This is a genomic window from Janthinobacterium sp. CG_23.3 (assembly GCF_046115965.1).
Lineage (GTDB): Bacteria > Pseudomonadota > Gammaproteobacteria > Burkholderiales > Burkholderiaceae_D > Janthinobacterium.
The window spans coordinates 1-12739 of sequence record NZ_JBJXIB010000158.1 but is presented as its reverse complement, the minus strand read 5'-3'; the positions used below and the strand labels follow the sequence as shown (position 1 = coordinate 12739).

General features: G+C 65.4%; 12 protein-coding genes. 9 read left to right on the top strand and 3 right to left on the bottom strand.

Going from position 1 to position 12739, the window contains the following annotated elements; genetic code table 11:
- The first annotated feature begins 40 nt into the window (after positions 1-40).
- The 6 genes from ACFDR9_RS24895 to ACFDR9_RS24870 are packed head-to-tail and all read left to right on the top strand — an operon-like array spanning position 41 to position 5943.
- Complete coding sequence (locus ACFDR9_RS24895) at positions 41-523, top strand: hypothetical protein (protein ID WP_409032693.1); 483 nt, start codon at positions 41-43, stop codon at positions 521-523.
- Positions 524-532: 9 nt separating this feature from the next.
- The gene (locus ACFDR9_RS24890) at positions 533-1216 is read left to right on the top strand and encodes a chemotaxis protein CheW (protein WP_409032692.1); all 684 of its coding nucleotides are present in this window, start codon (positions 533-535) and stop codon (positions 1214-1216) included.
- The gene (locus tag ACFDR9_RS24885) at positions 1213-3537 is read left to right on the top strand and encodes a hybrid sensor histidine kinase/response regulator (RefSeq protein ID WP_409032691.1); all 2325 of its coding nucleotides are present in this window, start codon (positions 1213-1215) and stop codon (positions 3535-3537) included. Before ACFDR9_RS24890 ends, ACFDR9_RS24885 begins: the two co-directional genes overlap by 4 nt.
- Entirely contained in the window at positions 3534-4556 is a 1023-nt protein-coding gene (gene cheB / locus ACFDR9_RS24880; RefSeq protein WP_409032690.1) for a chemotaxis-specific protein-glutamate methyltransferase CheB, read from the top strand. Before ACFDR9_RS24885 ends, cheB begins: the two co-directional genes overlap by 4 nt.
- A 21-nt stretch (positions 4557-4577) precedes the next feature.
- Positions 4578-5615: a diguanylate cyclase gene (locus ACFDR9_RS24875; RefSeq protein WP_017876815.1), complete on the top strand. Its 1038-nt coding sequence runs from the start codon at positions 4578-4580 to the stop codon at positions 5613-5615.
- A gap of 13 nt (positions 5616-5628) precedes the next feature.
- Positions 5629-5943 (top strand): pyrimidine/purine nucleoside phosphorylase, encoded by a 315-nt coding sequence (locus tag ACFDR9_RS24870; protein ID WP_409032689.1) that lies wholly within the window; start codon positions 5629-5631, stop codon positions 5941-5943.
- 114 nt (positions 5944-6057) lie between these two features.
- On the opposite strand, the gene murB is transcribed toward ACFDR9_RS24870, so the two are convergent.
- On the bottom strand, positions 6058-7086 hold the full coding sequence (gene murB / locus ACFDR9_RS24865) for a UDP-N-acetylmuramate dehydrogenase (protein ID WP_409032688.1): 1029 nt from the start codon (positions 7084-7086) through the stop codon (positions 6058-6060).
- A gap of 184 nt (positions 7087-7270) precedes the next feature.
- On the opposite strand from murB, the gene ACFDR9_RS24860 reads away from it, so the two are divergent.
- On the top strand, positions 7271-7756 hold the full coding sequence (locus tag ACFDR9_RS24860; protein WP_026132903.1) for a YajQ family cyclic di-GMP-binding protein: 486 nt from the start codon (positions 7271-7273) through the stop codon (positions 7754-7756).
- Here ACFDR9_RS24860 and ACFDR9_RS24855 read toward each other — a convergent pair.
- Positions 7753-8070 (bottom strand): hypothetical protein, encoded by a 318-nt coding sequence (locus ACFDR9_RS24855; protein ID WP_409032687.1) that lies wholly within the window; start codon positions 8068-8070, stop codon positions 7753-7755. The two genes, ACFDR9_RS24860 and ACFDR9_RS24855, sit on opposite strands and share 4 nt — an antisense overlap.
- Positions 8071-8143: 73 nt before the next feature.
- Here ACFDR9_RS24855 and ACFDR9_RS24850 point away from each other — a divergent pair, with 73 nt between their 5' ends.
- Positions 8144-9403 (top strand): nitronate monooxygenase, encoded by a 1260-nt coding sequence (locus ACFDR9_RS24850; protein ID WP_409032686.1) that lies wholly within the window; start codon positions 8144-8146, stop codon positions 9401-9403.
- A gap of 69 nt (positions 9404-9472) precedes the next feature.
- Here ACFDR9_RS24850 and ACFDR9_RS24845 read toward each other — a convergent pair whose 3' ends face one another.
- Positions 9473-10411, bottom strand: coding sequence for an exopolyphosphatase (locus ACFDR9_RS24845; RefSeq protein WP_409032685.1), 939 nt, complete (start codon positions 10409-10411; stop codon positions 9473-9475).
- A gap of 489 nt (positions 10412-10900) precedes the next feature.
- Here ACFDR9_RS24845 and ACFDR9_RS24840 point away from each other — a divergent pair, with 489 nt between their 5' ends.
- Positions 10901-12478 carry a M20/M25/M40 family metallo-hydrolase gene (locus tag ACFDR9_RS24840; RefSeq protein ID WP_409032684.1) on the top strand — a complete coding sequence of 526 codons (1578 nt, stop codon included), beginning with the start codon at positions 10901-10903 and terminating at the stop codon, positions 12476-12478.
- Positions 12479-12739: the final 261 nt, after the last annotated feature.

Sequence of the window (12739 nt, the reverse complement as noted above, 5' to 3'; positions counted from 1 at the left end):
CAGGGGGGGGAAAAAGAAACTCTGAAGGGGACGAAGGAAATTGACAGAGCGGACCGCGACCCCGCTGGCGGCCCCTCAGCACGCCTGGCCGGCGCCGGCCGCCGCCTGGCCGGCCTTCACCCCGGCGCCGCGCACGCCGCCGGCCGCCCTGGCCAAGCCGGCCTTGGCACTGGCGCCAGCCAAGTTGGCGCCGCTGCCGGCCGGCCCCGGCAACCTGCTCGAACAGGCCCGCAGCCTGGCCGACCGCGGCCTGGCGCAACAGGCCGGCGAACTGTGCCACGCCCACCTGGCCCGGCAACCGGACGCCGCCGAAGCCTATTTCATCCTCGGCATCCTCAACGAGCAATCCGACAAGATGGCGCTGGCCGAGGACTACTGGCGCCGCTGCGTCTATCTGCAGCCCGACCATTACGAGGCGCTGTGCCACCTCGCGCTGCTGGCCGAGCACAACGGCAACGGCGCCGCCGCGGCCGCGTTCAAAGCCCGCGCGGCGCGCATCTACCAACGCCGCCAGGCATCCTAAAGGCCCATTATGACGAGCACCCTCGACGCCCCCTCCCAGCTGATCGACGACTGCTGGAAGCAGATCGGCGTGGTCGGCGACCAAAGCTGCCCCAAGCTGGCGCAGCACGTCCATTGCCGCAACTGCGAAGTCTACGCCGACGCCGCCCAGCGCAATTTGCAGCGCCCGGTCGACGCCGCCTACAAGCGCGAATGGGCCAGCCACTTCCGCACCCGCGCCGACAGCGGCGCGCTCAAGGACAGTTCGGCGCTGGTGTTCCGCGTCGACCGCGAATGGCTGGCCCTGCCCACCAAGATGTTCGTCTCGGTGGCGCCGCAGGCCAAGCCGCACGCGCTGCCGCACCGCGGCGACCGCGCCCTGTGCGGCGTCGTCAACGTCGGCGGCCAGCTCTACCCGTGCATGTCGCTGGCCGGCCTGCTGGGCATCGACGCCCAGGCCGGGCCGCCGGCGCAGGGCCGCCACACCTTCGCCCGCCTGCTGCTGCTGGAGTGGGAGGCGCAAGCTTTCGCGCTGCCGGTGGCCGACCTGCACGGCATCGTGCGCTACGCCGGCGCCGCCGTGCGCGCGCCGGCCGCCACCATCAACAAGGGCTTGTCGCGCTACCTGAGCGGCGTGATCGAGCACGACGACATGCACATCGGCTGCCTGGACGCGGCGCTGATCGGCTACCAACTTGCGAGGGCACTGCGATGAGCCACCAGGAACCGCACGACCTGAGCCAGTTTTCCATGCTGGACCTGTTCCGCATGGAGGCCGACGGCCAGACGCAGATCTTGACCGACGGCTTGCTGGCGATGGAGCGCCACGCCGGCGACGCCGGCGCGGTCGAGGCGATGATGCGGGCGGCGCACTCGATCAAGGGCGCCGCCGCCATCGTCGGCCTGGGCGCGGTGGTGCAACTGGCGCACCAGATGGAGGACGCCTTCGTCGCCGCCCAGCGCGGCACGCTGCGCCTCACGCCCGAGCGCATCGACGTGCTGCTGGCCGGGGTCGACCTGATCATGCAGATCGCCCGCCTGGACGACGCCGGCGCGGAAGCCTGGTTGCTGGCGAACGCGGCGCTGATCGAGCGCACCCTGAGCGGCATCGCCGGCATCGCCGGGCTGCCCGAACTGCCGGCCTTGCCGAAGGCGGCGCCGGCGGCGCCGCCGAGCGCGCAACTGGCGCCGCCGGCGCCCTACCAGCCGGTGGTGGCGCCGCTGCCGTCCAATGCCGAGCCCGAGTCCGAGCCCGAGGCGGCGCCGGCCGCCGCCGACGAGGCCGCCGCGCCGGCGCGCAGCGCGCCCAAGGGTCCGGCGCAGAACTTCGACCGCCTGCTGTCGCTGGCCAGCGAGTCGCGCATCAACGCCCACCAGATGCATCCGCTGATCGCCTCGCTGCAGCGCTTCAAGCGCAACCAGGCCAGCCTGTTCGGCGTCGTCGAGCAGTTGCACCAGGCCATCGCCCGCGGCAACGACGCCGCGCTCAAGGAGAAGTCCCTGCTGGCGCTGCAGAAAAGCGCGCCGCTCAAGCAGTTCGTCATGGAGCACATCGCCGACGTCGAAAACTACGAGCGGCGCCTGCTGACGGTGGCCCAGGGCTTGGTCGACGAGGTGCTGGCGCTGCGCATGCGCCCGTTCCGCGACGGCGTGCACGCCTTCCCGCGCATGGTGCGCGACCTGGCGCGCAGCCTGGGCAAAGAGGCCCGCCTGGACATCGACGGCGAGGACACGCTGGTCGACCGCGACATCCTGGCGCGCATCGAAAGCCCGCTCAACCACATGCTGCGCAACGCCCTCGACCACGGCATGGAGGAGCCGGCCGAGCGCGCCGCCGCCGGCAAGCCGGCGCTGGGCACCATCCGCATGGAGGCGCGCCACCGCGCCGGCATGCTCAGCATCGAGATCAGCGACGACGGCCGCGGCGTCGACCTGGAGAGAATCCGCGCCACCGTCGTCCAGCGGCAGATGGCCAGCGCGGCGATGGCGGCGGCGCTGTCGCCGGCCGAGCTGCTGGAATTCCTGTTCCTGCCGGCCTTCAGCCTGAAGGCCACGCCCAACCAGTTGTCCGGGCGCGGCGTCGGCCTCGACATCGTCCACGAAACCATCCGCCAACAAAACGGCACGGTGCGGCTGGAGTCGGCGCCGGGCCAGGGCTTCCGCGCCCTGATCACGCTGCCGCTGACGCAGTCGATCGTGCGCGCGCTGGTGGTCGAGGTTGGCGGCGAGGCGTACGCGGTGCCGATCGTCAAGGTCGAGAAGGTGATGCGGGTGCCGCAGGCGGCCATCCACACGCTTGAAAACAAGCAGTTCTTCGATCTCGGCGGCGAGCACCTGGGACTGGTCTCGGCGGCCCAGGTGCTGGAACTGGGCGCGGCGCCGGCCGGCGCCGCCGAGCTGGCCGTGGTGGTGCTGGGCGGCGGCGCGCGGCGCTACGCGCTGGTGGTCGACGCTATCCGCGGCGAGACCAGCCTGGCGGTGCAGGCGCTCGACCCGATCTTCGGCAAGATGCGCGACATCTCCGCCGCCGCCCTGCTCGACGACGGCGAGCCGGTGCTGATCCTCGACGTGCCCGACCTGCTGCTGTCGATCGAGAAGCTGCTGCACGAGGGCGGCCTGCAACCGCTGGCCCAGGCCGAGCAGGACGGGCGCCGCAAGGTCAAGCGCATCCTCGTCGTCGACGATTCGTTGACGGTGCGCGAGATGGAGCGCAAGCTGCTGCAGGCGCGCGGCTTCGCCGTCGACATCGCCATCGACGGCATCGACGGCTGGAACGTGGTGCGCAGCGGCGACTACGACCTGGTCATCACCGACGTCGACATGCCGCGCATGGACGGCATCGAGCTGGTCGGCCTGATCAAGAAGGACCTGCACCTGCACGCGCTGCCGGTAATGATCGTCTCCTACAAGGACCGGCCGGAAGACCGCGCCCGCGGCCTGGCCGCCGGCGCCGACTACTACCTGACCAAGGGCAGCTTCCACGACGCCACCCTGCTTGAGGCGGTGGCCGACCTGATCGGCGAGGCGCGCCTGTGAGAATCGCCATCGCCAACGACGTCGGCATGGCCGCCGAGGCGCTGCGGCGGGTGGTCGCCAGCACCGCCGAGCACCAGGTGCTGTGGATCGCCCGCACCGGCCTGGAGGCGCTGCGCATGTGCCTGGAGAACCGGCCCGACCTGATCCTGATGGACTTGAACATGCCGGAGCTGGACGGCGTCGAGGCGACCCGGCAGATCATGCAACTGTGCCCGTGCGCGATCCTGGTCGTCACCGGCGCGCCGCAGGACAACGTCAACCAGGTCTTCCGCGCGCTCGGCGCCGGCGCGCTCGACGTCACCGCCACGCCGGTGCTGCGCGGCGGCCCCGACGGCGCCGCGCCGCTGCTGGCGAAGATCAAGACCATCGGCAAGCTGATCCGCCACAGCGGCGGCGGCGACGCGCTGCACGGGCGCGCCGGGCCGCGCCCGCCCGAGCGCAACGACAACGCGCCATCGACGCTGGTGGCGATCGGCGCCTCCACCGGCGGCCCGGCGGCGCTGGCCAGGCTGCTGGCCGGCTGGGTGGCGCCGCCCGGTTGCGCCGTGGTGGTGGTACAACACATCGACGAAAGCTTCGCCAGCGTGTTCGCCAACTGGCTCGGCGAGCAGCTGGCGATGCCGGTGAAGGCGATCGACGATGGCGACGAGTTGAGCGGGAGCATGGTGCACGTCGCCAAAACCAACGACCATTTGGTACTGGATCAAAATTACCGCCTGAGTTACGATGCAGCACCGCGCGACTACGCCTATCGGCCGTCGGTGGACGTGTTTTTCCACTGCGTGGCGCAGCACTGGCGCGGCGAGGCCGTCGGAATATTACTCACCGGCATGGGCCGCGACGGCGGCGACGGCTTGCTGGCGATGCGCCGGGCCGGCCAGTGGACCGTGGCGCAGGACCAGGCCAGCAGCGCCGTCTACGGCATGCCGCGCGCCGCGGCCGAGCTGGGCGCGGCGCAGGTGATTTTGCCGCTCGAGCATATCGGGCCGGCGTTGCGCGCCAAAGTGGGTAGCAAATAGACTCCAAAAAAGAGAAAACAGATGTCCGAGACCAGCAACAACGCCGAACCCGACGCCTACCTGACCGCCTTCAAGGTGCGCGTGCTGCTGGTCGACGACCAGTTGATCATCGTCGAGGCGATACGGCGCATGCTGCGCGAGCACGAGGACATCGAATTCCACTTCGTCACCGAGGCGGCGCTGGCCCTGTCCACCGCGCTGCAGCTGCAACCGACGGTGATCCTGCAAGACCTGGTGATGCCGTCCATCGACGGCCACGACCTGATCCGCCAGTACCGCGCCGACCCGGCGCTGGCCAGCGTGCCGGTGATCGTGCTGTCGTCCAAGGAAGACCCGCAGATGAAGGCGCTCAGCTTCGCCGTCGGCGCCAACGACTACGTCGTCAAGCTGCCCGACAAGCTCGAACTGCTGGCGCGCATCCGCTACCACTCGGGCGCCCACATCAGCCGGCTGCAGCGCGACCAGGCCTTCCGCTTCCTGCGCGAGAGCCAGAAAAGCCTGGCCGACGCCAACATCGAGCTGCAAAAGCTGGCCGCGCTCGACGGCCTGACCGGCATCGCCAACCGGCGCCGCTTCGACGAGGTGCTGCACACCGAATGGCAGCGCGGCCAGCGCGACAAGGTGCCGCTGAGCCTGCTGATGTGCGACATCGACTCGTTCAAGCTCTACAACGACAACTACGGCCACCTGGCGGGCGACCTGTGCCTGAAAAAGGTCGCCGCGGTGCTCACCGAACATTTGAAGCGCCCGGCCGACCTGGCCGCGCGCTACGGCGGCGAGGAGTTCGCGCTGATCCTGCCCGACACCGAACTGGCCGGCGCGCTAGGCGTCGCCCAGGCTTGCCGCCGCCAGCTGGAAACCCTCCGGCTGGACAATCCACAGGCCGAACCGTTCGGCGTCGTGACCATGTCGATCGGGGTGGCGCGCATGGTGCCGTCGGCCGCGAGCGGCGTGGCGCAACTGATCGAACGGGCCGACCAGGCCCTTTACGCCGCCAAGCGCGGCGGACGCAACCGCGTCTACAGCGCCGCCGACCTGGCGGACCCACTTACCCCTTAGGAAACCCGCAAGCATGAGCACACAACTGGACAATGTCAGCGTCGTCAAACAATCCAATATCTACTTCGACGGCAAATGCGTCTCGCACACGGTGTTGTTCGCCGACGGCAGCAAAAAAACCCTCGGCGTGATTTTCGCCTCCTCGCTGAGCTTCAACACCGGCGCGCCGGAAACCATGGAAATCGTCTCCGGCAAATGCCGGGTGCGCCTGGCCGGCGCCAGCGAATGGACCGTCTACCAAGGCGGACAGCAATTCGACGTGCCGGGCGAGAGCCGCTTCGACATCGAAACGCTGGAAACGCTGGACTACGTCTGCCACTTCGGCTGAGCGCCGCAACCGGGTCAGCCCCTCGGGGTCTGACCCCGGCCTTCGCCGGTGGTTCGCATCACCGCCCGCTGGCCGCGGACAAAAAAACCGGCAAGCGCCGGTTTTTTCATACCCTCACACAAACACCGGTTCCGGCGCCAGCAGCACGCCGTAGCGCGCCTGCACGTCGCGCTGGATCGCCTGCGCCAGCCGGATGATGTCGGCGCCGCTGGCGCCGCCGTTGTTCACCAGCACCAGCGCCTGCTGCGGATACACGCCGGCCGGCCCCAGGTTCCTGCCCTTCCAGCCGCACTGGTCGATCAGCCAGCCGGCCGCCAGCTTCTCGCTGCCGTCGCTTTGCGCGTGGTGCACCAGCGCCGGAAACTTCGCCAGCAAGCCGGCGCACTGCTCGCGCGAGACCACCGGGTTCTTGAAAAAACTGCCGGCGTTGCCGATCACGGCCGGATCGGGCAGCTTGCGCCGGCGGATCGCCACCACCGTGTCGGCGACCTGGCGCGCCGTCGGCGCCGCCCAGCCCTGCTCGGCCACCGCCTGGGCCAGCTCGGCGTAGCGCAAATTGGCCTGCCAGCGCGGCGGCAAGGCGAACGTGACGTCGACGATCACCAGAGCGCCACCCCCGGCCTGCTTGAACACGCTGTCGCGGTAGCCGAAGCGGCAGGCGGCGCGGTCCATCTCGAACGTTGTCCCGCTGGCGCAGTCAAACACGGTCAGGCTGTGGAAGACGTCCCTGATTTCGACGCCGTAGGCGCCGATGTTCTGGATCGGCGCGGCGCCGACGGTGCCGGGAATCAGGGACAAATTCTCCAAGCCGCCCAAGCCCCGTTGCAAGGTCCACTGGACGAAGTCGTGCCAGGTTTCGCCGGCGGCCGCGCGCACCAGGGTGGCGTCGGCGTCGGCGCCGACCACGGCGATGCCGCGCGTGGCCATGTGCAGCACCAGGCCGGCGTAGTCGCCGGTGAGGACGATGTTGCTGCCGCCGCCCAGCAGCAGGCGCGGCATGGCCGCCAGCGCCGGCTCGGCCAGCGCGGCGCGCAACTGGGCCAGCGACTCGACGCGCAGGAAAGATTGCGCGCGGGCATCAATGCCAAAGCTGTTCAGGGTTTTGAGCGGGACGTTGTGTTCGATGGCGAGGTCGGGGTGCATGGGATACCGGTTTTTTTGTTCGATTATAGAGCCAAACCAACAAAAAACCAGTGCCGCACCGGGGCGCCGCCGCCGTTGTCCGTTAAAATGTCGCATCTTTAACGCGGCGGCGCCACTCGCGGGAGTTTGGTCGCCGCCCGGCGCGCTGCAAGTGCGCGCTCGCCACAATGAAAAGGAATGGACCATGCCGTCATTTGATGTAGTCTCCGAAGCCGATATGATCGAAGTCAAGAACGCCGTCGAGCAAGCCAACAAGGAAATCTCGACCCGCTTCGATTTCAAAGGCAGCGACGCGCGCGTCGAGCACAAGGAAAACGAACTGACCGCCTTCGCCGACTCCGATTTCCAGCTCAGCCAGGTGCGCGACGTGCTGACCAACAAGCTGACCAAGCGCAAGGTCGACGTGCGCTTCCTCGACGAGGGCGATATCAAAAAAATCGGCGGCGACAAGGTCAAGCAAATCATCAAGATCAAGAACGGCATCGAAACCGAGGACGCGAAGAAGATTACCCGCGTCATCAAGGACAGCAAGATGAAGGTGCAAGCGAGCATCCAGGGTGAATCGGTGCGCGTCACCGGCGCCAAGCGCGACGACCTGCAGGCGGCGATGGCGATGCTGCGCAAGGACGTGCCGGACATGCCGCTGGAATTCAACAATTTCCGCGACTAAACAGGCTCCGGGGGGGGGGGGGGGAGGGGGGGGGGGGAGGGGGAGGGGGGGGGGGGGGGGGGGGGGGGGGGGGGGGGGGGGGGAGTGGGGGGGGGGGGGGGGGGGGGGGGGGGGGGGGGGGGGGGGGGGGGGGGGGGGGAGGAGTGCAGAAAAACGAGCGATTGACGTGACACCAACCCCCCCCCCCCCCCCCCCCCCTCCCCCCCCCCCCCCCCCCCCCCCCCCCCCCCCCCCCCCGCGGAGGCCTTGCCCGCATAGGGTAAAATTGAGGCTGTACAAGGCTTCGTGCGCCAAGTGCGCGGCGGCGGTGCCATACCGCATCCACGCCGCAATGGGCGCCGGTGCACATCTGGCTCAGTGATAAACCACGGTAGTCTAAGGATAGCAATGAAACGTGTTGATGATTTCCGCCTGAAGTTCGGCAAAAAAGAATACGTGCCCATCATGATTGGCGGCATGGGCGTCGATATTTCAACCTCGGAGCTGGCGCTGGAAGCGGCCCGGCTGAACGGCATCGGCCATATCTCGGACGCCATGGTCGAGGACGTCTCCGACCGCCGCTTCGATACCACTTTCGTCAAAGACAAGACGAAGCTGTACAAATTCAATATCAACAATACCGACAAGGCCGTGGTGCAGTTCGACCTGGGCCGCCTGGCCGAAGCGCAGCGCCTGCACATCGGCAAGACCATGGAAGCGAAAAATGGCGATGGCCTGATCTTCGTCAACTGCATGGAAAAGCTGACCATGAACGGCCCGCGCGAAACCTTGCGCGTGCGCCTGAACGCGGCGCTCGACGCCGGCATCGACGGCATCACGCTGTCGGCCGGCTTGCACTTCGGCTCGTTCGCGCTGATCGCCGACCATCCGCGTTTCCGCGACGCCAAGCTGGGCATCATCGTCTCGTCGGTGCGCGCGCTGCAGATTTTCCTGCGCAAGAACGCCAAGCTCGACCGTTTGCCCGACTTCATCATCGTCGAAGGCCCGCTGGCCGGCGGCCATTTGGGCTTCGGCATGGACTGGGCCAACTACGACCTGCATGCGATCACGCAGGAAGTGCTGGCTTACCTGAAGACCGAGCAACTCGACATTCCGCTGATCGCCGCCGGCGGCATCTTCACCGGCAGCGACGCGGTGTCCTTCCTGGAAGCGGGCGCGGCCGGTGTACAGGTGGCGACCCGCTTCACCATCACCAACGAGTGCGGCCTGCCGGCCAAGGTCAAGCAGGAATACGTGAAGGCGCAGGAAGAGGACATTATCGTCAACGGCATCTCGCCGACCGGCTACCCGATGCGCATGCTCAAAAGCACGCCGGCGATCGGCGCGGGCATCCGCCCGGGTTGCGAATCCTACGGCTACCTGCTCGACGCCACCGGCAATTGCGCCTACATCAACGCCTACAACCGCGAAGTGGCGGCCCATCCGACCGAGAAAAACATCGTCGTGATGGACAAGACTTGCCTGTGCACGCACATGCGCAACTTCAACTGCTGGACCTGCGGCCATTACACCTACCGCCTGAAGGACACCACGCACAAGCTGGCCAGCGGCAACTACCAGTTGCTCAGCGCCGAACACGTGTTCAAGGACTACCAGTTCAGCGTCGACAACCAGATCGCGCTGCCGGCACTGCAAGCCGAGAACTGAGTCGGCCCGCTGCAACGCAAAACGGCACAGTCTGCGAAGACTGTGCCGTTTTTTTATGCCGCGGCGGGACTAACCCTCCAGGGTAATTCGCCCGCTCAACTCTTCCAACACCTGCGCCGCCTTCTCGTTGGGCACCTGGCAGGTGCCGGCGTTCTCGTGCCCGCCGCCGCCGTACTCCAGCATCAGCGCGCCGATATTGGTGCGCGACGTGCGGTTCAATATCGACTTGCCGGTGGCGAACACGGTATTCTGGTTCTTCAAGCCCCACAGCACATGGATCGAAATGTTCGTCTCCGGGAACATCGCATATATGATGAAACGGTTGCCGGCAAATATCACCTCTTCGTTGCGCAGGTCCAGTACCACCAGATTGCCGTGGATGCTGGAGCAACGACGGATCTGCTCCTTGCATTTTTCGCTGTGCTCGAAATACAAATCCATGCGCTCCTTGACGTCCGGCAGGGCCATGATTTGCGTGATCGTGTGGTTCTTGCAGTAGTTGATCAAGTCCATCATCAACTGATAATTCGAAATGCGGAATTCGCGGAAACGTCCCAGGCCGGTGCGCGCGTCCATCAGGAAATTGAGCAAGTCCCAAGCGTGCGGATCGAGCACCTCTTGCCGGTTGAACTGGGCGGCGTCGCCCTTGTCGACGGCGGCCATCATGTCGGACCAGGCCGCCGGGAACGCCTTGTCGCCGCCGTAATAATCGAAGACCACGCGCGCCGCCGACGGCGCCTCGGGATGGATGATGTGGTTGGCGCGCTCGCCGCTGTTGCGCAGGGTCTCCGACAGATGGTGGTCGAACGCCAAGTGCACGCCAGCGACGAATGGCAGGTTGGTCGTGATGTCGTTGTCGCTGACGGCAATTTTCCCGTCCTGCATATCCTTGGGATGGACAAACAGGATCTCCTCGATCATGTCCAGGTGCTTCAACAGCACCGCGCAGACCAAACCATCGAAGTCGCTACGCGTGACCAAGCGATATTTTTTTGCTTCAGCTGACATGGAAACACCTTTTAAAATGAAAGGAAATCTAGGCTCATAATACAGCCCAATAGTCTGGATGCACAGCAATAGTGACGCGACACAAATCAAGCTGTTGTGCTCACCAATACCCCGCCCCCCCCCAGCCGGGACAGCAAGGCCGCGCAACCGCGCGCCCCCCCCCCGTCATGTCGTCCCCCATGCTCTCGCGGCCACTGCGCAGCGTGATGAGCTGCGTCAATCTTTTTGTTGCATAAAAACACAAGCAGGCGCGCATACGATTCGTCGTGCTAAACTTTCCTCAATAATATTTCTACAATCTTTTTTCTCAAGAATACCGGCTTGGCAATGTCGAGCGCCGCAAGCCAGCCTTTGAATCCAGACCAAGGCAGTCACCCAGGCTGTGTTGGCGTCGGGATGAGCGGATTTTTGTCTATCGACGGGAAGTTCGTTCTGTAATGGGGAATCACCCCCTCACTTTAAAAAAAAGGAAAAAAGATGGAGATTCAAATGCATAAGGCAACATGTTCCGGTATGGCGCCGAAAATCATCGCCTTGCTGCTGGCGGGACTATTTTCCAGCGCGACGATGGCGGCGGATTCGAAAAAAATCTGGATTACGGTTGGCGACGCCGCCTATACCCAGTTGCAAAAAGTCGCGCCGCGCGCCATTGCCAAGGAAAGCCGGATTACCGAAACCAACGTCCCCGGCAGCCAGTTCGCCGGCACCGAAAAAGTCCATCTGGTGGAAGTCGACGAGCAGCAGATGCTGAACCTGTCGGAGGCGATCCACCATGAACTCAAACGCTGCGGCGGCTTCATGTACCACGCCAGCGAGAGCGCCGGCAAGAAAGCCCTGAGCCAACCGGTCACCACCAGCCTGGCGGCGCTGACCCGCCCCGCCTACGTGATCGACAATCAGACGTTGGTCACGCCGATGCTGCCGCTGCTGCAAGACAGCAATATCGCGCAAACCATTAACGACCTGTCGGCCTTCACCAATCGTTACTACACCACGACAGGCGGTGTGAACGCGTCGAATTGGATCAAAACCAAGTGGGCCGGCATGGCAGCCGGCCGCAGCGACATTAGCGTCACGCAATTCACCCACCCTAATTATCCGCAGAAATCGGTGATCCTGACGATCAACGGCACCGACAACGCGTCGGAAGTCGTGGTCCTGGGCGCCCATCTGGATTCGATCAGCGGCAGCAACCCCGGCGAGACCACCCGGGCCCCGGGCGCCGACGACGACGCCTCCGGCGTGGCCAGCATGACCGAGGCCTTGCGCGCCATGGTCGCGAGCAACTACAAGCCGCGCCGCACCATCAAAATGATCGCCTACGCGGCGGAGGAAGTGGGCCTGCGCGGTTCCCAGGAGATCGCCCAGAACTTTAGGGCCAACAACGTCAACGTGGTCGGCGTGATGCAACTGGACATGACCAACTACAAAGGTTCACCAAGCGACATCTACATCTATACCGACTACACCGACAGCCTGCAAAACAACTTCGTCGTCAAGCTGATCAACACCTACCTGCCGACGCTGACGATTGGCTACGACAAGTGCGGCTACGGCTGCTCGGACCACGCCTCATGGACCGCGCAAGGCTATTACGCGTCGATGCCGTTTGAAACCGCGTTTACACAGGACAACCCGTACATCCACACCGCCAACGATACCTATGCCAACTCCGGCAACCAGGCGCTGCACGCATTGAAATTTGCGCGCATGGCAACGGCGTACGCGGTGGAATTGGGTAGCGACGGCCCGGCCGTAACGCCACCTGGGCAGCGCGTGGAAACGTTTACCGGCAGCCTGACCGCTGGCCAGAAACGCAACTACGGCCCCTATAAAGTGGGCGCGGGCGGCAGTTTCAAGGCGGAACTGTCGGGAACCGGCGACGCCGACCTGTACGTGCGTAAAACCACGGCGCCGACCACCAGCACCTATGACTGCAAATCCGACGGCTCGACCAGCACGGAAAGCTGCACCGTCAACATGACGGAGAACGGCGACGTCTATGTGCTGCTAAACGGCTACAGCTCGGCGAGCTACACCTTGACGGTGACGTACCAGCAGCAGTAGGAAGCGCGGCTAAATCAAGGACAAGGGCTGAGGTTAGACCTTCTCGCCTTGGCGACGAGGGTCTGACTCCAGGGGTTGCTTCTGGTTTAAAATCCTACAAAACCCAAACGAAAAAAAGCCCCACCGGCGCCCAGCGCGATCTTGAGCGCGCTGGGGCTGGTGGGGCTTTTTAATATAACAAGCCTGACGATAACCTACTTTCACACTGGTTGCAGCACTATCATCGGCGCAAAATTGTTTCACGGTCCTGTTCGGGATGGG